Consider the following 21626-nt stretch of genomic DNA (forward strand, 5'->3'; position numbering starts at 1 on the left):
GTTTATTAATTTCCCAGTATAGATTATACGGCTTTATGATCTAAACTGGCCATTTTACGTTCCTCATAATTCTCGGCAACCTTCTTATCCAATTCTGCAGGTGCTTCAAAATTCAAGGTATTTTCCTTCAGTCGTTCTTCACCTCCAAAAATAACTTGAATCTCTTTATTAAATAATCCTTCAAGTGACCGCTCTGCAACATACTCCGGAGCATCCATCTTTCTACCTTTAAATTTCTGCATCATCTCAGTATCTGTAGCTGTAGGAAAAGCACAGGTAACCGATACTTTAAAAGGCGCCAATTCCCTTCTCATAGAGTCTGAAAACTGACGTATAGCTGCTTTGGTGCTTCCGTAGACTGCATAGAAAGGCATACCTATTAATCCTAGTCCAGATGAAATATTTAAAATATATGCATCTTCAGAAAATTTTAAAAGCGGAATACAGTACTTGGTCAATAACATTACAGCGGTAAGGTTTACAGCAACCTGATCATAGAGATCTTCATCTTGTATATCTTCTAAAGGACCAGCAGCCACAATACCCGCATTATTTATCAATATATCTAAATAACCCCATTCATCTTCTATACGTGCGGCAGCATCGCGTAAAACCTGAATATTAGCTATATCACCAGCAATGCGAATAAAATTTACCTCTGGATATGAAAGTGATAAATCTTTTAGATTCTTTTTGTCCCGTGCAATGATCGCAATATTAGTGACTCCTTCTTTGATGAGCTGTTGGACCATGCATTTTCCAATACCCCTAGTACCTCCGGTAATGAGCACATTTTTCCCTTTTAGTTGCATAATAATGTTAGTTTGAGTTGTGATTAAATTCTACTTTAAATTAGATAAAATTCTATGTAGAAACGAAGAAAAATGCAGGATGAATGCATTATTAAGAAAGTAGGAAAATCTATCATAATTTTTTGCATATTTCTTAGTACGATGGCACTAATTAACATTATATCAACCCAGTAAAGACTTTAAAGATTTTACTTTCAAATGAACTTGAGAGCACTACAAACAAAAAAACCACCTAAATAGGTGGTTTCTATATCTAAAAGCAAAAAAAAAGCTCCTAATGAAGGAGCTTTAGTACTTATGCTATTTTATTACGCTTACGATCATTCTCCGTCAAATAGATTTTACGTAAACGCAAAAACTTAGGAGTAACCTCAACGTACTCATCTTTCTGAATATATTCCAATGCTTCTTCCAAAGAAAACTTAATTGCAGGAACAATCTTAGCTTTATCATCAGCACCAGAAGAACGAACGTTAGATAATTTTTTAGTCTTTGTAATGTTAACGGTCATATCATCTCCACGAGAGTTTTCACCAATAACTTGACCTTCGTAAATATCTTCACCTGGATCAACAAAGAACTTACCACGATCTTGTAATTTATCTATAGAATAAGGAATTGCTTTTCCTGTTTCCATAGAAACTAAAGAACCATTTTGTCTTTGTGGAATATCTCCTTTCATTGGTTGATACTCTAAGAAACGGTGTGCCATAATAGCCTCACCAGCAGTAGCGGTCAACAATTGGTTACGAAGACCTATAATACCTCTAGAAGGGATTATAAACTCACAAATCATACGCTCACCTTTAGCTTCCATACTGGTCATTTCACCTTTACGCATAGAAACCATCTCAACAGCTTTACCAGAAACAGCTTCTGGTAAATCTATTGTCAATGCTTCAACTGGCTCACATTTAACACCATCTATTTCTTTGATGATAACCTGTGGCTGACCAATTTGTAATTCGTATCCTTCACGACGCATTGTTTCAATTAAAACTGAAAGGTGCAATACACCACGACCGAATACTAAAAATTTATCTGCACTATCCGTTTCGTTTACACGTAACGCCAAGTTCTTTTCCAATTCTTTTTGAAGTCTATCGTTGATATGACGAGAAGTAACGAATTTACCATCCTTACCAAAGAACGGACTATCGTTAATGGTAAACAACATACTCATTGTAGGTTCGTCAATTGCAATAGTTTTCAATGCTTCTGGGTTTTCAATATCAGCAACGGTATCACCGATCTCAAATCCTTCCACACCAACTAAGGCACAAATATCACCAGTTTCAACTTCTTCAACTTTCTTACGACCAAGACCTTCAAAAACATATAATTCCTTGATTTTTGATTTCACGATAGAACCATCGCGTTTTACCAAAGAAATTTGCTGATTTTCTTTCAAAGTTCCTCTTTGTAATCTTCCAATAGCTATTCTACCAGTAAATGAAGAGAAATCTAAAGAGGTAATCAACATTTGAGTATTTCCTTCTTTTGGTTCAAAAGTTGGAATATGCTCAATTACCATATCCAATAATGGCTCAATGTTTTCAGTTTCATTCTGCCAATCTGTACTCATCCAGTTGTTCTTTGCAGAACCATATACTGTAGGGAAATCTAACTGCCACTCTTCAGCACCTAGCTCGAACATCAAATCGAAAACTTTTTCATGTACTTCTTCTGGAGTACAGTTTTCCTTATCTACTTTATTGATTACCAAACAAGGCTTTAAACCAAGATCGATTGCTTTTTGCAATACAAAACGTGTTTGTGGCATAGGACCCTCGAAAGCATCTACCAACAACAAAACACCATCTGCCATATTCAATACACGCTCAACTTCACCACCAAAATCGGCGTGACCAGGAGTATCGATAATATTTATTTTCGTGTCCTTATATATAACGGAAACGTTCTTAGAAGTAATGGTAATACCACGTTCTCTTTCCAAGTCGTTATTATCCAAAATTAAATCACCTGTATTCTCGTTTTCACGAAACAAGCTACAGTGGTACATTATTTTGTCTACCAAGGTCGTTTTACCGTGGTCAACGTGCGCAATGATCGCAATATTTTTTGTAGTAGTGGACATAAAAGGTCTTATTTAAGCGTGCAAAGATACTTTAAATAATAATAGCCACACTTAAACTTATGTTATTTTTATCTTATTGATTTTGAGAGAGTTCTATAAGCCTAGACTACTTTTTTCTACCACCGATCACCCAACCTAGTCTTATATCTATTAAAATGCCCGCATCTACATAAAACTCATCGGAAAAAATACTTGGTCCAAAAGCCAATCCCCAATAAAATCCCTTTTCGTACGTACGCTGCATACCATAAACGATCGCCGCGTTATAAAAGTAGTCAGAAGCATATCCCAAATCACCTATAATTGGCGTGCCAAATTGAAGCTGATTTAAAAATGCAACGTAGTTACCCGTATTGCCAGATATATTCTTTCCTTTCTGTAATCTTCTATTAAAATTAACGTATTGCCTAACGTCTGCCTCTAGACCAGGGTAAAGTCCAAAACTGGTCTCCCTATCTGAACCTCCATTAAGTGCAAAACCTAAAAATGCCTCTAAGTTCAATGTAGTTTTATCTGCGACTCCTAATTCATAAGATACACCTGGCGCCAACAAGTTAATTTTGAAGAGTCCGTCTTCCACTAATTTCCTGGATTGTGCATTCGCATAGAAAGCGGACAAAAGAATAACGGATAAAAAGGTGATTTTTTTCATGATAGTATATGGTCAGAATTTATTCGGAGTATGTATCAAATATCAGACCACATTAATCAAACGTAGGTTTTCTAGATTTTCGTTTTGCTGCTACCCAACCAAAATTAACATTCAGCAAAAAGCCATGTCCACTATCCAAAGTTTTTGAGTCAAAATAACCATAACCTATTTCTGCGTTTATATTAAAACCTTTTCTATTGGTACGCTGTATACCATATACTCCACCATAGAAAGCAAAGGCATAATCAATATTTCCATCAGAGATATTATCAACAAACTGCACAGGTTCCCAAAATATACTACGCGCAGGGCCAATATAATTTGCAGAGTTACCAACTACATTTTTATTAATATCTAAGCGTTCTTGAAAATTATGGTAATACCTGATTCTGGTATGCCACGCATAGCCCAAAGCATAGCCCTCTTGGTAGCGAGCAAAAGCTGGAGTAAAACTAGTTGATGCGCTTACATTTTTAAAAAGACCTAATTCATATCGAATACCGGGTCCCAGAAGATTAATTGTAAATTGATGTCGCTCAAGATTTACGAGTCCGTTACCTTTTTCAGAAAAATCCCTAATCTGAGCTTGCGTTGCCGTGACGGTTAAAAACAGAAGAATTACCGTAATTTTTTTCATGTAGTTTGATTGATGTTGCAACTAAAACTACATGTTTCTAAAAACGTAATCACTAGATTTAATGAAATATTAAGAAAATACTTACGTAATTAACGACCTACACACCAGCGCTTTTCACTTATGATAAACCCGATGCTCAAATTAGCTACTGGATAAATTCCGCCTTCAAATTGTCCGTCATAATAAGCTGCACCTACATCTACAGAAAAGTTGAATCCAGAATCAAAACTACGTTGTATACCAGTCACCAATCCGGCATAACCGAAAGCCCCTTCAACATTTTCATTGGCAATGGTTCGTGAACCGGGAAAGAATACTGCTACAGCAGGTGCCACATAATTAGCAGAATTGCCATAAATCTGTTTTCTTTTACGCTGACGTTTTTCAAAATTATAGTAGTACCGATATTGACCAGCTATTGCAGGAAAAACTCCAAATTCACTATAGACATCTAGCAATAATGGGTCTAAAGCAACTTGAATTCCTGCCTTTATATCAAGGGTAGTATTGGTGCCCAAAGCCATTTCATATTCAAGACCGGGATTAATTAGATTGATTTTCACCTGCCTAAGTTCACAGTTTTTACCAAACTGAGCATGAATATTACCAGCAAAACATATCAGTAATATTAAAATAAGAAACTGTTTGATTTTCATTTCGATTTGGGGATTCGACAATCTTATCTTAATAGAACAGTAAGCTTCTTAAAATAGTATCTTTGTTTAAAAATATTCGACGAATGAACCTATCCCTAATACCCCAAATAAAACATACGGACAGTAATAACTTTTTTCTACTTTCAGGACCATGTGCCATTGAAGGTGAAGATATGGCGATGCGTATTGCAGAGCATATTATTACTATTACCGATGAGCTTAAAATACCTTATGTATTTAAAGGCAGTTTCAAGAAGGCAAATCGTAGTCGTTTGGATTCATTTACAGGTATTGGAGATGAAAAGGCATTAAAAATTCTAAGAAAAGTTTCTGAAACTTTTAAAGTACCCACAGTAACAGATATACATACAGAGCAAGATGCTGCAATGGCTGCAGAGTATGTAGACGTATTACAGATACCTGCATTTTTAGCACGCCAAACAGATTTAGTCGTTGCTACCGCACAAACAGGAAAAACAGTCAACATCAAAAAAGGACAATTTATGAGTCCTGAGAGTATGAAGCATGCCGTAAATAAAGTTACCGAAACTGGTAATGAGCAAGCTATTATTACTGATCGTGGTACCATGTTCGGTTACCAAGATATGATTGTAGATTTTAGAGGTGTACCCACTATGAAACAATATGCACCTGTAGTTTTAGATGTAACACATTCGTTACAACAGCCTAATCAAACTTCTGGTGTAACAGGTGGTAGACCAGCAATGATTGGTACTATGGCACGTGCAGGTGTTGCCGCAGGTGTTGACGGACTTTTTATAGAAACTCATTTTGATTGTGCCAATGCAAAGAGTGATGGAGCCAACATGCTGGATTTAGGATTAATGAAAAAACTATTGACAGATTTAGTAGCGTTGAGAGCAGTTGTTAATCAGTTTTAGATAGTAATTATATGTATTATCATAAATTTAATCTAGTTTGAATTGGTTTGGGACGTTCGAAAAAACTGTACAAGTAATTAGGGATTATTATTGGATAGCCCTAATCCCTATTGCCTTATGGGCCCTTTTAAAGAATATTAGTGAAGAGAAAGATATTGAACAAAACTTAACGGAATCTTACGGTGAAATATATAATTCAACCTCTGTTTATAAAAAAGCAAGTAAAAATAGCTATAAGTATAAATTTGAATATAACGGAATAGAATATTTTGGAAGTTCCATTGGAAGTTGGCTAGATGGTATATCGGTAGGGAAAATTTATAAGGTTGAATTTTCCAGCAAAAACCCGCAGCATTCTCAAATGAATTTTGAAATAGAATATTCCAAAAAAATAATCCAAAATAAAGAAGGAAAACTCGATACTGTTTTTATCCCGACTTCAGAATTACAGTTAGAATTATCAACAGATTTAAATAACAGACTTCAAAAACTAAAGAAGTTAAATTAAACAAATCGCACTTAATACAGTTACTTACTATCAAAGTAAATCTTTCTGCTTGTAAAACCCATTTTTACGAACGGAGTAAGCATCTTTTAATACATCAATTAAAATATCGTTATCAATATCTTCAAGGGTAGTATAACGCAATGAACGTACTACTTTTCTATTTTCAGAAATTAGTACGTTCAAATGTTTTGTTAAGTGTGCCGAGTTCCAAAAAGCAATGTCAACAAACTGCTTTTTGCGCGATGCATTTAAATAACAAATGGGCGATTTCCCAACGTAAAAACAAGGTATATTCCATTTAAATTTCAGTTCAACCTCTGGCAAAGTTGTTTCAATCATCATTTGCAAATGCATTAAAATACTTTTATAAGGTTCTGGTTGATTGAAAATATAATTCTCTGCAGAGTTCATAACCTAAAAATACAAATTAATACCTCATTAGCAACCTATGTCATAACGGATTCCAATCAAAAATAAATAAGATTTTTCTTACAATAATTTTATTATCAAAGTCGTTATTGAACAGACCCCAAATCGCTCAATACCATGAATATAATAATTAACAGAAATTCTATCTATCAAAATAGAATTATACAGCTCACTACCTTGGCTGGTGTGTTGTTGGCTTATAGAATTTACATATCAGGTTCAACCGAATTCCTATTTATGTTCTGGAATTTATTCTTGGCTGCAATTCCTCTTTTTATCTCAAGGCGGTTAGTTGCCAATGTACGATTGGGACAATCTAAAATATTACGCTATTCGCTATTTTTTATATGGTTGATATTTTTACCTAACAGTCCATATATTATAACTGACCTTATTCATTTAGACAATTCCGCTGCAACTATTTGGTTAGATATGCTCATATTGTTCATTTTTGCCCTTAGCGGTTTGCTACTAGGTGTCTTATCTATGATAGACGTGTTTTCCTATTTGCGTAAACATAACCATCCCCTTTTAGCTAATATGATGCTACTGGGAATTTCCCTATTGAGCGGATTTGGAATTTTTTTAGGTCGCTTTTTACGTTTTAACTCCTGGGATATTGTCGCTAGACCACAACTACTAATGCAATGCATTTTTAAATCATTATTGCTCTGGAATGCGTGGTTATGGATTATTGGCTTTGGGGCATTCATTTGGGTATCTTTTTGGGTATTAAAACCCTATCTTAGAGGAGAAAGATAAATATACCATTCTATTGCTTATTGTCTATTTTTGAAAATTAATCGAAACCATGGGCAGGCAATCATTTATTATAACAATATTATTATTAACACAGATATTTACAGGTCAGTATGTTTTCTCTCAAGGCAATGATGACCAAAATTGGTATTTCAAGAACAGTAAAAGTTTAAGTGAATTATGGGAGTTAGATGATGAACACCAACGCGGTACGTTCATTCTTACGTCATATAAACCCATTTATATAACAGCGGTAAAATTTTCCACCAACCCCAATGAATTTCCTGTTGCAGAAAATTCAACAAAAGTTCTGAATGAACCGAATAAACTAAATGCTGTAGAATCAAAATTTCAGATCAGCCTAAAAACCAAAATCTTTCATGGTATGTTCGATGGTAAAATGGATTTATGGATGGGTTATTCGCAAAGGGCCTATTGGCAAATTTATAATACAGAGCGTTCAAGACCATTTCGCGAATTAAATTATCAGCCTGAAATTATTGCCAACTTTCCCATTCAATTTAAAATACTCGGTTTCGACGCTAAAATGATCGGAGCCGCAGTCATACATGAATCTAACGGACAATCAGACCCTATTTCTAGAAGTTGGAATCGTATTGCTTTCCATGCAGGATTTGAAAAAGGCAACTGGCAGGTAATGCTTAAACCTTGGATTAGGATTGGAAGTAAGATTGATGACAACGAAAATATATCTGACTATATAGGCCGTGGCGAAGCCGATATCACCTATGACTGGGGCAGACAGCGCTTTAGAGCTATTGCCAGACACTCTCTAAATTTGGGAGACAAAAGCCGTGGTAGTTTACAAATAAATTGGTCTTTTCCAATTTATAAAAATTTCAACGGCCACTTTCAATTGTTCGATGGCTATGGCGAGACCCTAATTGACTACAACCATAGGCAAACTACTTTTGGTATTGGAGTATCATTGATCAACTAAAACAGACAAAGTGTTTAACCAAAATTACTTTAATTTTAAATGTACCTTAAACCTGACATAAGTAATTAAGCCAAAGTACCTGTTTTAAATTGTATAATAAGTTAGTTCAAGGTAAATGGATTTTTATTTCCTGTTCGAACCTTAAGGTTATCGCCTCTCTATAAAAAGATGGTGTTTGTTCATCTACAGTTACCGTATTGGTGCAAAGATCAACATTGAAATGAAAGCATGAAAAATCTGTACAACAGTCTATAAAATCAAAATTCAATATCAGAAATTTAACAATTTTAGGTCTCAATTTATATTCGATATCAACGCATAATTTATGTAATTTATCGTCGGCGGTATCGTTTAAAATCCAATTAAATCTCATGTCACTTTTTTATTACAAGTGCGCAATATAATATTTATTTAACAATTACTTAACATTGTGTGTAATTTATAATAAATGTGGATTTTACAACTATTGTAATCATGAGACATAGTCCTCCAAATACTTATACCTATCGGTAAGTTTACCGTTTTGGGTCATTCTAGCTCTTTTGAGAACGCCATCTTTATCGTTGTTAAAAAAAGCCGGGATAACATTTTTAATGAAAGCTTCTCCAAAACCTTCACTGGCATCTCTAGGCAATTCGCACGGTAAATTATCTACCGCCATGACCGCAATTGCGTCAGCATTTTTGAAATCTGTCTCGGTCTCCGTTACCGGGTTATAACCATAAATAGGATCAGCAATAGTAGAAGGTTTGATAGTAGAAGCAACGGGGCCGTCAATATCACAACTGATATCGGCAACAACCTTTATGTTGAAATCTTCATGTTTAGCATCTTCCCTAGTAAATAAATAAGGAGCACCTTGACCATAAAAATGACCGGCTATGTAGAAATCGGTTACCTTGGCAAACCTAAAAAAGTTCGATTTATACTCTTCTGGGTGAGCGAAGAAATTGGCTTTATTGCCACGAACTCCGTCTTTTCGTTTATTGTATTCACCAGCATCTATTTGACAATATACCGGTTCATTAAAAGTATCTTCTAAATACTCGGTAACATTTACCCTACGCATACCCATACCATCTAACATCTCTCTAGAACCATTTCCTACTCTACCCCTGCCAGTAAGAAGTACCTTTATATTAGGTAATTTTAGTTTTTTTAATTCATCGATTAAAGCCTGCTGATTCGGCAGATCGTTAGCCTTTGGCAACTGAAAACTATTGTATTTGAGTCCGTATGCACGAAATCCGTTATACGCCCCAACAATACCTGCATATCTACCAAAAGCAACAACGCGTTGTTCTTGTTTATTGGTAATAACCTCATGGTCGTACAATTCTATATTCTTCTCTAAAATAGCACGAAGCAAGTCTCTATTATAAGGTTGTTTTTTTATGGTGTGCGAAAAGAAAAAGTATTTTTTATTCGGAATCAACGCATCAATAGGCACTTCCTTAACTCCCAATAACACCTCACAATCATTCATTTTATCTGCAACCGTGATACCTAAATCTTGATAATCCGTATCTGCATAAGCCCTAATTGGGGAAGGTTCTACAATAATTTGAGCCTTAGTATATGTACTTAAGACTTTTTGACATGCTTTTGGTGATAATACTACACGCTTATCTGGAGGATTCTTGCGTTCTCTTATGATTCCGAACTTCATATGGGTTTGGTATAAATATTGCACTAAATTATGCAATTAGAAACACTTGGCTTAGGTCAAAATAAAAATTATATGGTATCGTAAAGTTTTGTTAGCTTTGCTGCCCGCTATTTAATAGTTGAAGTCGATTGATTTGATGTAGCTATTATTTATAATAAAAAGTTCTTTTACATATTGGGCCGACCGGTTTTGACAGCGAGACCAGTTGGAATGTAAGCATGTCGAGCGCTGGGAAACAGCTCGTTAATCTCATTTTTCACACTTTTAATTGGCGAAAATAATTACGCTCTTGCCGCTTAATCTGAATTATAGTAAGATTAGCCTCGTCCCTACAAGGTAGGGAAGCGAGATGTTCCTGAATAGCCCTTGTTGATGGCGATTCTTATAGGAGCACCAGAAAAGTCAACATAAGGGTGTCCGCTCGCTTTGGCGACACCACCAAAATCTTAAGAAGATAAGTGTGTATTGGGCGGTTTCTGGTCAGGTGCACATCGAAAATTAATCAGATTCTAAGCATGTAGAAAGCATTTTAATTGCTTGTTTGGACGAGGGTTCGAATCCCTCCGGCTCCACTAATAAAAAACCACCTTTTGGGTGGTTTTTTTCGTTATACTTATTTGAATTCGAAGGTCTTTGCAAATACTTTAACTTTTCTATAAAGGTCTAAAATTACTTTCAATAGTGATTGGTCATCTACGACTCCATAAGTACCTAAATCATATGCATTAAATTACCGACTTACTCATAGAAATAATATCTGTAAGCTTTTTGGCTATTAAAGGTTTAGAAATAAAATCGCGAACCATATCATAACTTCTACCTTTTTCAATCTCCGCTTTACCAAAATGAGAACTAACTATAAAAACCTGAGGTTTTTTCTGAAAATCTAATTCTTGAAATTTATCTAAAAACTCCCAACCGTTCATTACAGGCATATTTAAATCCAGTAAAATAATGTCAGGCAGTTGCTGTCCACTTTTTAACAAAGAGGTTAAACTGTTCAAAGCTTCATAACCATCTTCATAAATTAAAATATTAGCGCTCACGAAATTGTTATGATTCAAAAGAATTTTTGTTCCATAAACACAAATTGGGTCGTCATCTATAATACAAACTGTGTCTAATTTCATAAAAGGGGATTTTTATTAATTCAACAAACTCATAACATAATATTAACAAGATAATACTTACAAATAATATATCAAAGAAATTTTTAAAATTAAAGGAAAAGTAGATTCAAAATTAAAATAAGGGTATTACGAATAGTCTTTAATCTTAATATCTATTGGGCTACGCACCCATTAAAATCTAGATATTAGTTAAAACCATATAATTATATTTTCAACTAACACCTATCTAATTATCGTAATTACTTTGATAACACACTTTTTTATTTATTTTTGAAAACGACCATAACCACCAATGACCGAAAATATAAGACAAATGTTCAGTAAAATGAACGACGAAACTCGTGAGGAAGCTTTACAACTGTTAAAGTCAGAGTTTGATTTGGAAAGCACCAAGTACGTTAAAAAAAACTGGATTATTGGCGGTCGTATTCCTGAAAAGAATCAAGAAAAAATAGTTCGTATTTTTCAAAATCTTCTTAGAACCCAGGTTTTTAAAATCAATGAAATTAAAGTTCAACTTTAATCTACACGAATTTTTGACTTTAGTATACCTACAATTTTGAGTATAAAAAAACCGATACACTATGAGGATGTACCGGTTATTCAACTAACTCAAACTTATTCTAAACTCAATGCAAAGATGCATTCATTTATTAAGGTCAAGTTTATCTAAACATCAAGGTAAGTTTAAATTCTTTGTATTTTTTAAACCTGCTGAAAAAAAAGTTAATTAGAATTCAACTTTTATAGAAATTCAAATACTTAGCATATTAATATAGAATATCCCCTTTAGTGGGTATTGTTCAGAAAGTTGACTTCCTATAGTTTTATACCAGTATTTAGAACAGTGATTTGAGTTAGTTGTTAGTTGTAAAAATCCGTCCTCCCCCACAAGAGGGCGGATCTAAACTGGAAAAAAATGCAGAGACAAAAAGAGGAACTTCAAATTTTAGCACTTATGGGAGAGCGAAAAATTAAAACACTGAAGACAAACTATGAACTAACCGAATCTGAACTATTACACATTATTAAACTTCATCATAAAAGAGGGCATCAAAAAACTACCGACGTTTTAAAGTCATTGAATATTTTTTAGACCAAGCCCTTCATGGAAATTGCCTATCGAAATCGGGGGAACTAGAGAAGCAACGAAAATGAAGGGCTTGGTTTTTAATTTTTTGTTAAAATATCACTTATTCTTACATAACATATAAGTTAATACGTTAATAAATATACCGACAGTTGTTATTAACAAAGGGTGTTAATAACATTTGTGTGCATTTCATCGAATAAAACCAACTTTTCGTCGTTAATGAATAAAGTTTAAATATTTTCGAAATGCGCTAATAAAATAGCGAGATAATTTTTACCACCAACTACATGAAATTATACCCTACCAAAACCTTTTTCGTCCCTTTAGCAGCTGTTGTTTTTCTATTAAGTTTATCTTCTTGCGGGAAGGACTATGATCTTGTTTCAGAATATGTAGTAAGAGAAAACGCTGAAAAAGTAATTACAAAAAATACTTCAGATAATAATAATTTTGAAGTAACGAGCAGTGATAAGATAGTTGCCGTTAGCAATTAATTAATTACACTAGACTAATTATAGATTTTATTTGGTTTTAGCTAACCGATAAATCTTTATTTTACCACATAGACAGTTAGATAAAATCTAACTACACTCATATTTAAAAAGCAATTCTCCTGCTCTTATTACTATTTCACAGTAAGGGTAAACCTATCTTTTCTATAACCCTTCAGGTTACATAATTAATTAAACAAACAATTATCATTTAAATCTTAAACCCTAAGAGGATACACCTATATTATTGCATTTTCTACTAACTTTGCAGTACTAAATACATTCTTCTCTTTTTGTACACGATAATTGACATAGAAACTACCGGAAACGGTATTAAAGGCAATCGCATTACCGAAATCTCCGTATTTAGATATGACGGACATGAAGTTATAGATGAGTTTACATCTTTAGTAAATCCTGAATGTGAAATACCTGCTTTTATTACCGGACTTACGGGCATTGACAATGACATGGTACGTAATGCTCCATTGTTAGAAGAAATTATTCCGCAGATTGTAGAAATTACCAAAGACACCATTTTTGTAGCCCACAGTGTCAATTTTGACTATAATGTCATCAAAAACGAATTCAAACTTTTGGGATATGACTTCTCTAGAAAGAAATTATGTACGGTTCGTTTATCCAGAAAATTATTACCGGGCTATAACTCTTACAGTTTAGGAAAATTAACAGCAGCATTAGGAATACCTTTAACGGATCGGCACCGCGCCAGAGGTGATGCACACGCCACAGTCTTATTGTTTCACAAATTATTGAGGGCGGAAAATGCAGACACGGTTTTTAAACAATTCTTAAATTCAAAATCTCAAGAGGCCACTTTACCTCCTGGTTTACCAAAAGAAGAGTATCTAAAGCTACCAACAACCGCAGGTATATATTACTTTAAGGATCAAAAGGGAAAAATTATTTACGTGGGTAAAGCCAAAAACATAAAAAAAAGAGTGCTTGGACATTTCTACGATAAAAAAACAAAAGAAATCACCCTTTGTGCGGAAACCGCATCATTAGATTTTGTGGAAACTGGTAATGAGCTTATTGCTTTATTGAAAGAATCAGCGGAAATTAAACACCACTACCCTAAATATAACAGTGCTCAAAAAAGATCTATTCAACAATACGGCATTTTCACATATGAAGACCGTAATGGCATTATACATCTTGCGTTCAATAAAATAAAGATGACTCCTAATCCGGTTGCTATTTGTTATAGTCCGACTGAAGCCAGACAGTATTTAGAAACGCTATGCAGCACTTTTGAGCTTTGCCCAAAGTATTGCCATTTACAAGAAAACGTGGCTGTTTGCTCGCACTATAAAATAAAGCAGTGCATAGGTATTTGTTCTGACCTAGAAATGATAGAAGAATACAACCAACGCGTTCAAGAGGCTTTACAAAGTATAAAAGACGTTGCTTCCACGCTGGTCATAAAAACCAATGGAAGAACATTGGATGAAAACGGATTTGTGGTCATCAAAGAGAATAATTATGCTGGTTACGGGTTTGCCCCTACCGATGTAGCTATAGAACAAATTGAAGACCTTGAAATGTTCATTACACCACAAAAAAATACGCTGGAGACCCAGCGTATTGTTGAAAGCTATGTTCGAAATCATCCCACAGCTGTATTTGCATTATAACCTGAAGTGATTATAAGGTTGTAGGACAAACGTAATCCGTCTTTTCTAAATCTTCATTTTTAAGTGCACCATATCCACCTTTCACATCAATTAGATTGTGAATTCCCCTACTTTTTAAAATAGAGGATGCTATTACAGAACGGTATCCGCCGGCACAATGTACCAAGAATTCTCCCTTATCAGGAAATTCAGATAAATGCTTGTTCAGTTCGCTCAACGGTGTATGAACAGCCCCTACCAAATGTTCACTTAGGTATTCCCCATCTTTACGAACATCAAAAATACCGACATTGCCTTTATCGATCAGGTCTTTGGCTTCTGATGAAGTAATCGAGGTTATTTGGTCAATTTCCTTACCTGCCGCTTTCCAAGCTTCAATTCCTCCTTTTAAATATCCAATAGCAGCATCGAAACCAACACGCGATAATCTGGTGATTGCTTCTTCTTCCTTACCTTCAGGTATCACCAATAACAAAGGTTGTTTGGTATCGGCAATTAAATCCCCCACCCACGGAGCAAAATCACCATTAAGTCCGATAAATATAGACCTTGGTATATGACCTTTTACAAATTCGTCTTGATGTCTTACATCCAACACCAAAGCTTCCGTATCGTTCGCTGCTTTTTCAAACTCATTGGGTGACAACTCAACATTACCACGATTAAGCACATCACCAATATCCTCATAACCTTCCTTATTCATCTTTACGTTCAAAGGAAAATATTTAGGCGGTGGTAAAAGACCATCGGTTACTTCTTTTACAAATTCTTCTTTGGTCATATCTGCCCTAAGCGCGTAATTCATATTCTTCTGATTGCCCAAGGTATCGACAGTTTCCTTCATCATATTCTTACCACATGCAGAACCTGCTCCGTGCGCAGGATAGACAATAACATCATCTGCCAACGGCATAATTTTAGTTCGTAAACTATCAAACAGCGTACCTGCTAATTGCTCTTGCGTCATGTCTGCAGATTTCTGTGCTAGATCTGGTCTACCTACATCACCCAAAAACAAGGTATCTCCAGAAAAGATCGCATGGTCTTTACCGTCTTCATCTCGCAACAAATAGGTCGTACTCTCCATAGTATGCCCTGGTGTATGCAACACCTTGAACGTAATCTTACCCAATTTAAATTCTTGTCCGTCTTCGGCAATAATAGCATCAAAAGAAGGGTTTGCGGTAGGACCGTAAATTATAGGCGCACCAGTTTCCTTTGATAAGGTTACATGACCGCTAACAAAATCTGCATGGAAATGTGTTTCAAAAATATACTTGATTTTTGCATTGTCATTTTCGGCTCTTTTCACATACGGACTCACCTCACGCAATGGATCAATAATAGCTACTTCACCATCACTCTCAATATAATATGCTCCTTGAGCCAAACAACCAGTATATATCTGTTCTATATTCATTCTACACTTTTTTATTTTTAAAATATCTCTTCACCTTTAAGGTACGAGATTTATTTAATTTAAGCTTCTTTTTGCTCTAGCCATTCTACTATTTTCATAAGCTACTTTTGCAGCCAATAATGAAATTTCATTTGGGTCGTCAAAGAAATCAACGGCTTCTTTCGTTTTTACAAATAAAAACTCTCGCTGCAATTCTTTGATTATACCCGTATTAAAAATGATATCTCGTGTGGGTCCTATTGCTCCTGCAATAAAAAATTGAAGTCCTCTTTCACGAATATCATGTATTAACTTCGATAGCATATCTGCCGCGGTAGCATCTATATAATTAATGGATTCAGCATTCAAAATAATACCTTTTAACTGAGGTCCCTTTGCTTTGATATGCTTTAATAACTGCTTTTTAAAATACGCTGAATTACCAAAGTACAATTGCGAATCAAATCGAACTATTAAAAGATCATTACGAACCACCACCTCATCTGCAAAACGAATTACATTTTTGTAATAGTCGGAATTACCTATATTACCAATCTCCACAAAGTGCGGTTTAGATGTTCTATACACCATCAACAATAAAGAACACAAAACCCCAATTAAAATTCCTTGCGTAATACCTACAAACAGTGTAATTAGAAAGGTAATCAACATAACAAAAAACTCATCTTTACGGTTGAGCCATAAATGTTTAAAGTAGGCAATATCTATAAGTTTTACTACGGATACCATAATGATACTCGCCAAAATAGCATTGGGTAAATATTGAAACAAAGGAGTTAAATACAATAATGTCAATACCACCAGAACAACACTGAAAACTGCGGACAAGTTGGTTTTAGTACCAGCTTCATAACTAATTGCCGATCTAGAAAAGCTTGCCGTTACCGGATAACCTTGAAAAAAAGACCCCACAATATTTGATGAACCAATAGCAATTAATTCTTGATTTGCATCTATAGTATCTTCGCCTGTTTTATCTTCTATAGCCTTACCGATAGAAATTGCTTCTAAATAACCAACTAATGCCAAAGCAATGGCAATAGGCGCTAATTTTTCCATGTCTATAACATCAAATGAAGGCATAACAAATGATGGAAATCCACTAGTAACTTCACCAACCAGCTTTATACCGTAAACATCTAATTGAAATAGATAAACAGCCAAAATACCCAATACCACTATTATTAAAATTCCGGGTATATTTTTATTCCATTTTTTAAAACCTAAAAGAAGAACGATACCAACTAAACCAATACTAAAATCCACCCAATTGATTTCGCCTAGTTTATAAAAGATATTAAATATGGTCTCATAGATTTTATTACTTCCTGCCACGGAAACACCTAATAAATGTTTCAGCTGACTAAGCACTATTATTATTGCTGCAGCAGAGGTAAAGCCACTAATAACAGGTTTGGAAAGAAAATTAACCAAAAAACCCATTCGCAATACACCCAACAAAAACTGAATGCAACCCACCATTAAGGTGAGCAAAACAACCATTGTAATATAGTTTTCTACTCCAGTAATTGCCAAAGTTCCTAATCCCACAGCTACCAAAAGCGAATCCATAGCAACAGGCCCAACGGCTATTTTTCTTGAGGTACCCAATAACGCATATGTAAGTATAGGCAACAGTGAGGCATACAGCCCATGAACCGGTGGAAGTCCAGCGATCATAGCATACGCCATACCTTGTGGCACCAATACGATACCCACGGTAAGACCAGCCAACAAATCTTTTATGAAGTAAGCTTTTTTATAGGTTGAAACCCATTCCAAAAAAGGGAAAGTGTTTTTCACTTTGTAAATTTAATCAATTCAGAGGGCACTAATGCGAAATTAAAACGATAACATTAGGCATTCAAAAGCCTATTAAATTCCAAAGCTTTATCTACCCAAAAATCAAGATCATCTTCAGCATCAAATCCATCTGGACCAACGAATAGAAAACCGCGCAAGGATTTGCCCGTAAAGTCCATTGGTCTGCTACCAGGTTTATTTAGTAGTTTCTCATAATTCAATTTACCCACCCTGACCATTAATTTATCTTCTTCGGTTTTCTTATCGAATATGATGCCCAAACACATTTTATCATTGACCATGAATGTGAGACCGCCCATCATTTTCTTCTCTTCAATCAGGCCTTTTCCCTTTAGACGTGGTCGTACTCTATCTGCCAGATACTCGCTATATGCCATAACCTAGAATTTGAATTCGTTAAACTCTAGTTCAGGATATTTGACCTCATCGGCAATTGAGGCTACATTTCCCGCATAGGTCTTACCACGAAGTTTACCCACATTGTGCGCTTGTAATTCCACATCATTTTCCCTATTCAGCAGCGCAGTCAATTCCTGTTCAAATTCCGTATTTTGAGATAACCACTGCTCTTCCACATCTTCAGAAAGCATTAAAGGCATTCTTGGCTCTTTCAGTTTAGGATTGTTATGAATTTTAGCCATCATACCATTACCTTTTGTGGTTACAATTGAGAATGAATTGATGATACCACCATGCTCAGGATGTATCCACTTAGACCATAAAGCAGCCAAAGCTAATGGTTCATTATTTTTTCGGTGGATGAAAAACGGAAAGGTATTATTATTAAAATGGTGATGCTCGTAAAATCCGTCTACATAAAAAATACAGCGTTTTTCATTAGCAGCATCTCTAAAAGAAGGTTTGTCAAAAATGGTTTCGACCCGAGCGTTCAAGGTACTGTTCCAAATTTTCTTTTGTTGTTCAACACTATTTACCCAATGCGGAATAAGACCCCAAGTAGCTACCATAGGGTAAAACGGATCCTCGTTTGTATAAATTAAAACCTCAGGATGCGAAAAACCCGATGCATGGTGAAGCGGTAAATCTGTCAACGGCCCCAATTTTTCAACGATTTCTTCAATCGCCTTTAAATCTTGACTTCTCTTTGCCCTTTTTAATTGCGCCTCTAAGCTGGTTTTTACATCATAACACATACACTACCCTTTAGTGATGAATTCTAAACTATACCGGTTTTAACGCTACAGCAAAAATTGCAGGTTCATCCTTTAATACCATAAAGCCTTCAGCTAAATCATCTTGTTCTACAGCATACGGATAAAAGGTAATTGGCTCTATACAGACCATATTCGGTACCTCCGTCCAAAGCATAAAATGACTAAAACCTTCGGATGTTATTTGTAGCGATTTCTCATCTTGTAAAGTAATAACATCGGTATTTGGCACTTGTAATGCTCTACTACCAACTTCCATCACCTCTGGTATGGTGATATTTTGTTCGCCGGCAGAAATAATAGCATTATTACTATGTAGCATAAATGCAGGGTGATACCCTAGCATAAAAGGCATGCCCTCTTCACCAGAAACTGAAAATGTAACCACCAAGGAATTGTCTTTTAATTCAAATGTTTTAACGAACTCAAAATCGTAAGGCCAGCTCAATTTCTCTGCGGTAGATTTTTTGGGGTATTTTGAATTTAAAACGGCTGTATTTGCTGCATATTTTTTTGAGAATACAGCTTTATTTGCTGAGTTTTCTACCAGCCTATATTTCATTTCACGAAGTAGACCGTGCTGATCTTGAGTGGCAAAACCTTTAGGAGTTTTCACTTTAAAATCAGCCTCATTTGTTGGTCCGATCAACGGAAACATTTCAGTATCTACACTACGCCACCCAGGGTTTCCCTTTTGGTGCATAAACTCATAACCAGCAACTTGGTAGCCTACCAATTCTCCCGCTTCAATTGTCACTTGTTGATTACCGACTTTTAATGTTGTTATATTACTCATTTATCAATCTATAAATTAATAATGCTGTTCTTTTCGTTAATGCTTCAATAGTATTCAAATTCACTGTTTCTTCGGGAGTGTGGGCTGCATTCCCCATAGTTCCCAATCCGTCTAAGCAATCTACATATTCCGCTACAAAAGAAGTATCTGCCGCGCCTCTTTTACCTGGGTCGTATGCCAAAACCTCACCTTGTTTTAAATCTAAACTTACATTGTTCAATTTTGTCAATAACGCCTTATTACCTTCAGTAGGTTGCATTGCCGGATAACTATCTTTGAAAGTTACTGTTGCAGATGTATGTGGTAAATTGTTTGCCACTACGGTTCGCATGTTTTCTCGAGCGCGTTCTTTTTGTTCTTCGGATATAAAACGTAATCCGCCACGGACTTCTGCTTTTTGAGCCACTACATTGGTCTTACCAAAAACAGTTCCCTTACTGGTCATTTCATCAAATTCAACAAAAGTACCCCCAATCAATGTCCCCGGATTAAAGGTCAATAAATCTTCTCCTCTTACATCAGTATAAAATCCGTTTAAGATTCTCGACATTTCAAAAATGGCACCTGCACCTGTGTCTTCACTAAAGATACCAGATGAGTGCGCTCTCTTGCCCTCTACTTCAACTTTCCACCCCGAAGAACCTCTACGGGCAACAGTTGCATAATTGAATCCGGTAGAGTTTTCAAAACCTAAACCAATATCACTTCTTTTGGCAGCTTCAATTAAATCATGTCTACTTTTTTCTAGCGGACTACCTGTGCTTTCTTCATCACCCGTAAAGGCTACAATAATTTGAGCATCATCTAACAATCCGTTTTGTTGTAGTGCTTTCAGTGCATACAGCACTATAACATCGCCACCCTTCATATCATTACCACCTGGTGCGTGTGCGATAGAATCGTTCACCATTTCAAAAGTTTGAAACGGACTATCTTCTTCAAAAACCGTATCAAGATGACCGATTAGTAATAACTTCTTCCCCTTGGTGCCTTTTATTTCAGCAAACAAATGTCCCGCTCTATTCATTTCTTCGGGCATAGGTATCCAAGTACTTTCAAAACCTATATCTGTGAACGCAGTAGCAAATTCTTGTCCTACCATTTCAACACCTTTAAGATTTAAGGTACCGCTATTAATATTCACAACTTTTTCTAAAAATGAAATTGCCTCGGCATTATTTTGCTCGATAGCTTTTACAACCTTCTTCTCGTTCTTTGAAAGTTTCTGTGCATTGACACCTGTCAATAAAAACACGGCAATTAGGGTAAGTAGTAGTTTTTGATGCATGTGGTCTGTTTTACATCAAATTTACCAAAAACACTTAATTTATAACGAGAATAAACCACTTACTATGTTAAGCTCTAGAGTAAAATAAAATGTGGTGCGAATAATTACTATATTGCACCATAATCATTTTTTATGGCAACGATACGAAAATCTATAACCTTTACCGATCAGCAAGACAATTGGATAAAGCTAAAAGTCGAAAATGGCGATTATACGAATGACAGCGAATATATTCGTGATTTAGTCAGAAAAGACCAGCAAGAAAATATGAAATTGGCAGAACTAAAAAATGCCATTGATGAAGGTTTACAAAGCGGAAGAAGCTCATTAAAAATCAGTGATATTATTGAGCAAGTAGATAATGGCAAACTATAATTTATCTGCAAAAGCGCAACGAGATTTAATTACTATTTACAAATATGGAATTAAATTTTTTGGACAATCGTCCGCAACCACTTACTTGCAAGAGTTAGAAAACTTTTTAATTGAATTATCCGACAGACCTACATTGGCAAAAGATGCTTCAACCATAGCCAACGGATTGAAATTCTATAATTATAAAGCCCACGTCATTTTCTATCAATTCGAAAATGAGAACGAAATTTATATAGTAAGAGTTCTTGGAAAACGAATGAACTTTATTGACCATCTATAGTTCAAACCTTTACAGC

24 protein-coding genes and 1 other RNA gene are annotated in these 21626 nt (G+C 35.3%); 11 read left to right on the plus strand and 14 right to left on the minus strand.

Annotation, left to right across the window (positions count from 1 at the left end; genetic code table 11):
• Positions 1-23: 23 nt before the first annotated feature.
• The 5 genes from SJY30_RS09790 to SJY30_RS09810 all read right to left on the minus strand — a co-directional run bounded on the left by SJY30_RS09790 (position 24) and on the right by SJY30_RS09810 (position 4855).
• A complete protein-coding gene (locus SJY30_RS09790) occupies positions 24-812 on the minus strand; it encodes an SDR family NAD(P)-dependent oxidoreductase (protein WP_396632039.1) in 789 nt (262 codons plus the stop codon).
• A 295-nt stretch (positions 813-1107) separates the two neighbouring features.
• Positions 1108-2910, minus strand: a complete 1803-nt coding sequence (gene typA, locus SJY30_RS09795; protein WP_036152395.1) for a translational GTPase TypA — start codon at positions 2908-2910, stop codon at positions 1108-1110.
• A gap of 106 nt (positions 2911-3016) precedes the next feature.
• A complete protein-coding gene (locus SJY30_RS09800) occupies positions 3017-3562 on the minus strand; it encodes a hypothetical protein (protein WP_396632040.1) in 546 nt (181 codons plus the stop codon).
• A 52-nt stretch (positions 3563-3614) separates the two neighbouring features.
• On the minus strand, positions 3615-4199 hold the full coding sequence (locus SJY30_RS09805; RefSeq protein WP_396632041.1) for a hypothetical protein: 585 nt from the start codon (positions 4197-4199) through the stop codon (positions 3615-3617).
• 89 nt (positions 4200-4288) lie between these two features.
• A complete protein-coding gene (locus SJY30_RS09810) occupies positions 4289-4855 on the minus strand; it encodes a hypothetical protein (protein ID WP_396632042.1) in 567 nt (188 codons plus the stop codon).
• An 83-nt stretch (positions 4856-4938) separates the two neighbouring features.
• Between SJY30_RS09810 and kdsA the strand changes: the two genes are divergently transcribed.
• Positions 4939-5757, plus strand: a complete 819-nt coding sequence (gene kdsA / locus SJY30_RS09815) for a 3-deoxy-8-phosphooctulonate synthase (protein ID WP_396632043.1) — start codon at positions 4939-4941, stop codon at positions 5755-5757.
• A 37-nt stretch (positions 5758-5794) separates the two neighbouring features.
• Positions 5795-6265, plus strand: a complete 471-nt coding sequence (locus SJY30_RS09820) for a hypothetical protein (protein ID WP_396632044.1) — start codon at positions 5795-5797, stop codon at positions 6263-6265.
• Between the two features lie 30 nt (positions 6266-6295).
• Here SJY30_RS09820 and SJY30_RS09825 read toward each other — a convergent pair whose 3' ends face one another.
• On the minus strand, positions 6296-6676 hold the full coding sequence (locus SJY30_RS09825; protein WP_396632045.1) for a DUF1801 domain-containing protein: 381 nt from the start codon (positions 6674-6676) through the stop codon (positions 6296-6298).
• Positions 6677-6811: 135 nt separating this feature from the next.
• Here SJY30_RS09825 and SJY30_RS09830 point away from each other — a divergent pair, with 135 nt between their 5' ends.
• Both SJY30_RS09830 and SJY30_RS09835 read left to right on the plus strand, forming a co-directional pair.
• Positions 6812-7456, plus strand: a complete 645-nt coding sequence (locus SJY30_RS09830) for a DUF1361 domain-containing protein (RefSeq protein ID WP_396632046.1) — start codon at positions 6812-6814, stop codon at positions 7454-7456.
• 49 nt (positions 7457-7505) lie between these two features.
• The gene (locus SJY30_RS09835) at positions 7506-8414 is read left to right on the plus strand and encodes a phospholipase A (RefSeq protein WP_396632047.1); all 909 of its coding nucleotides are present in this window, start codon (positions 7506-7508) and stop codon (positions 8412-8414) included.
• A gap of 472 nt (positions 8415-8886) precedes the next feature.
• Here the strand turns inward: SJY30_RS09835 and SJY30_RS09840 are convergent, their stop codons facing one another.
• Complete coding sequence (locus SJY30_RS09840) at positions 8887-10083, minus strand: NAD(P)-dependent oxidoreductase (RefSeq protein ID WP_396632048.1); 1197 nt, start codon at positions 10081-10083, stop codon at positions 8887-8889.
• A gap of 175 nt (positions 10084-10258) precedes the next feature.
• Here SJY30_RS09840 and ssrA point away from each other — a divergent pair.
• Positions 10259-10658: a transfer-messenger RNA gene (gene ssrA, locus SJY30_RS09845) on the plus strand.
• A 150-nt stretch (positions 10659-10808) separates the two neighbouring features.
• On the opposite strand, the gene SJY30_RS09850 is transcribed toward ssrA, so the two are convergent.
• Positions 10809-11213, minus strand: a complete 405-nt coding sequence (locus tag SJY30_RS09850; RefSeq protein ID WP_396632049.1) for a two-component system response regulator — start codon at positions 11211-11213, stop codon at positions 10809-10811.
• A gap of 292 nt (positions 11214-11505) precedes the next feature.
• On the opposite strand from SJY30_RS09850, the gene SJY30_RS09855 reads away from it, so the two are divergent.
• The 4 genes from SJY30_RS09855 to SJY30_RS09870 all read left to right on the plus strand — a co-directional run bounded on the left by SJY30_RS09855 (position 11506) and on the right by SJY30_RS09870 (position 14455).
• On the plus strand, positions 11506-11736 hold the full coding sequence (locus SJY30_RS09855; protein ID WP_396632050.1) for a hypothetical protein: 231 nt from the start codon (positions 11506-11508) through the stop codon (positions 11734-11736).
• Between the two features lie 396 nt (positions 11737-12132).
• Positions 12133-12309 carry a hypothetical protein gene (locus SJY30_RS09860; protein WP_396632051.1) on the plus strand — a complete coding sequence of 59 codons (177 nt, stop codon included), beginning with the start codon at positions 12133-12135 and terminating at the stop codon, positions 12307-12309.
• A 284-nt stretch (positions 12310-12593) separates the two neighbouring features.
• Entirely contained in the window at positions 12594-12800 is a 207-nt protein-coding gene (locus tag SJY30_RS09865) for a hypothetical protein (RefSeq protein WP_396632052.1), read from the plus strand.
• A gap of 290 nt (positions 12801-13090) precedes the next feature.
• A complete protein-coding gene (locus SJY30_RS09870) occupies positions 13091-14455 on the plus strand; it encodes an exonuclease domain-containing protein (protein WP_396632053.1) in 1365 nt (454 codons plus the stop codon).
• A gap of 10 nt (positions 14456-14465) precedes the next feature.
• On the opposite strand, the gene SJY30_RS09875 is transcribed toward SJY30_RS09870, so the two are convergent.
• Genes SJY30_RS09875 through SJY30_RS09900 form a run of 6 tightly spaced genes read right to left on the minus strand, consistent with a single transcriptional unit; the run spans position 14466 to position 20955 of the window.
• Positions 14466-15875 (minus strand): rhodanese-like domain-containing protein, encoded by a 1410-nt coding sequence (locus SJY30_RS09875; protein WP_396632054.1) that lies wholly within the window; start codon positions 15873-15875, stop codon positions 14466-14468.
• Positions 15876-15929: 54 nt separating this feature from the next.
• The gene (locus SJY30_RS09880) at positions 15930-17678 is read right to left on the minus strand and encodes a SulP family inorganic anion transporter (RefSeq protein ID WP_396632055.1); all 1749 of its coding nucleotides are present in this window, start codon (positions 17676-17678) and stop codon (positions 15930-15932) included.
• Between the two features lie 53 nt (positions 17679-17731).
• Positions 17732-18076: a TfoX/Sxy family protein gene (locus SJY30_RS09885; RefSeq protein WP_396632056.1), complete on the minus strand. Its 345-nt coding sequence runs from the start codon at positions 18074-18076 to the stop codon at positions 17732-17734.
• Positions 18077-18079: 3 nt separating this feature from the next.
• A complete protein-coding gene (locus SJY30_RS09890; protein ID WP_396632057.1) occupies positions 18080-18853 on the minus strand; it encodes an SOS response-associated peptidase in 774 nt (257 codons plus the stop codon).
• A gap of 28 nt (positions 18854-18881) precedes the next feature.
• A complete protein-coding gene (locus tag SJY30_RS09895; RefSeq protein ID WP_396632058.1) occupies positions 18882-19667 on the minus strand; it encodes an aldose 1-epimerase in 786 nt (261 codons plus the stop codon).
• The gene (locus SJY30_RS09900; RefSeq protein ID WP_396632059.1) at positions 19660-20955 is read right to left on the minus strand and encodes a M20/M25/M40 family metallo-hydrolase; all 1296 of its coding nucleotides are present in this window, start codon (positions 20953-20955) and stop codon (positions 19660-19662) included. Before SJY30_RS09900 ends, SJY30_RS09895 begins: the two co-directional genes overlap by 8 nt.
• 132 nt (positions 20956-21087) lie before the next feature.
• Here SJY30_RS09900 and SJY30_RS09905 point away from each other — a divergent pair, with 132 nt between their 5' ends.
• Together SJY30_RS09905 and SJY30_RS09910 are read left to right on the plus strand one after the other, a co-directional pair.
• Positions 21088-21330, plus strand: a complete 243-nt coding sequence (locus tag SJY30_RS09905) for a type II toxin-antitoxin system ParD family antitoxin (protein WP_299320947.1) — start codon at positions 21088-21090, stop codon at positions 21328-21330.
• Entirely contained in the window at positions 21317-21610 is a 294-nt protein-coding gene (locus SJY30_RS09910; RefSeq protein ID WP_396632060.1) for a type II toxin-antitoxin system RelE/ParE family toxin, read from the plus strand. The genes SJY30_RS09905 and SJY30_RS09910 overlap by 14 nt, the downstream gene beginning before the upstream one ends.
• The last annotated feature ends 16 nt before the right edge of the window (positions 21611-21626 follow it).

The organism is Maribacter sp. R86514 (assembly GCF_044597005.1).
Taxonomy (GTDB): domain Bacteria; phylum Bacteroidota; class Bacteroidia; order Flavobacteriales; family Flavobacteriaceae; genus Maribacter.

Excerpts from the sequence above, each read along its gene's own strand:
- SJY30_RS09790 (WP_396632039.1), bottom strand. The coding sequence starts at position 812 with ATGCAACTAAAAGGGAAAAATGTGCTCATTACCGGAGGTACTAGGGGT.
- typA (WP_036152395.1), bottom strand. The coding sequence starts at position 2,910 with ATGTCCACTACTACAAAAAATATTGCGATCATTGCGCACGTTGACCAC.
- SJY30_RS09800 (WP_396632040.1), bottom strand. The coding sequence starts at position 3,562 with ATGAAAAAAATCACCTTTTTATCCGTTATTCTTTTGTCCGCTTTCTAT.
- SJY30_RS09805 (WP_396632041.1), bottom strand. The coding sequence starts at position 4,199 with ATGAAAAAAATTACGGTAATTCTTCTGTTTTTAACCGTCACGGCAACG.
- SJY30_RS09810 (WP_396632042.1), bottom strand. The coding sequence starts at position 4,855 with ATGAAAATCAAACAGTTTCTTATTTTAATATTACTGATATGTTTTGCT.
- kdsA (WP_396632043.1), top strand. The coding sequence starts at position 4,939 with ATGAACCTATCCCTAATACCCCAAATAAAACATACGGACAGTAATAAC.
- SJY30_RS09825 (WP_396632045.1), bottom strand. The coding sequence starts at position 6,676 with ATGAACTCTGCAGAGAATTATATTTTCAATCAACCAGAACCTTATAAA.
- SJY30_RS09830 (WP_396632046.1), top strand. The coding sequence starts at position 6,812 with ATGAATATAATAATTAACAGAAATTCTATCTATCAAAATAGAATTATA.
- SJY30_RS09835 (WP_396632047.1), top strand. The coding sequence starts at position 7,506 with ATGGGCAGGCAATCATTTATTATAACAATATTATTATTAACACAGATA.
- SJY30_RS09840 (WP_396632048.1), bottom strand. The coding sequence starts at position 10,083 with ATGAAGTTCGGAATCATAAGAGAACGCAAGAATCCTCCAGATAAGCGT.
- SJY30_RS09850 (WP_396632049.1), bottom strand. The coding sequence starts at position 11,213 with ATGAAATTAGACACAGTTTGTATTATAGATGACGACCCAATTTGTGTT.
- SJY30_RS09855 (WP_396632050.1), top strand. The coding sequence starts at position 11,506 with ATGACCGAAAATATAAGACAAATGTTCAGTAAAATGAACGACGAAACT.
- SJY30_RS09860 (WP_396632051.1), top strand. The coding sequence starts at position 12,133 with ATGCAGAGACAAAAAGAGGAACTTCAAATTTTAGCACTTATGGGAGAG.
- SJY30_RS09865 (WP_396632052.1), top strand. The coding sequence starts at position 12,594 with ATGAAATTATACCCTACCAAAACCTTTTTCGTCCCTTTAGCAGCTGTT.
- SJY30_RS09875 (WP_396632054.1), bottom strand. The coding sequence starts at position 15,875 with ATGAATATAGAACAGATATATACTGGTTGTTTGGCTCAAGGAGCATAT.
- SJY30_RS09885 (WP_396632056.1), bottom strand. The coding sequence starts at position 18,076 with ATGGCATATAGCGAGTATCTGGCAGATAGAGTACGACCACGTCTAAAG.
- SJY30_RS09890 (WP_396632057.1), bottom strand. The coding sequence starts at position 18,853 with ATGTGTTATGATGTAAAAACCAGCTTAGAGGCGCAATTAAAAAGGGCA.
- SJY30_RS09895 (WP_396632058.1), bottom strand. The coding sequence starts at position 19,667 with ATGAGTAATATAACAACATTAAAAGTCGGTAATCAACAAGTGACAATT.
- SJY30_RS09900 (WP_396632059.1), bottom strand. The coding sequence starts at position 20,955 with ATGCATCAAAAACTACTACTTACCCTAATTGCCGTGTTTTTATTGACA.
- SJY30_RS09905 (WP_299320947.1), top strand. The coding sequence starts at position 21,088 with ATGGCAACGATACGAAAATCTATAACCTTTACCGATCAGCAAGACAAT.
- SJY30_RS09910 (WP_396632060.1), top strand. The coding sequence starts at position 21,317 with ATGGCAAACTATAATTTATCTGCAAAAGCGCAACGAGATTTAATTACT.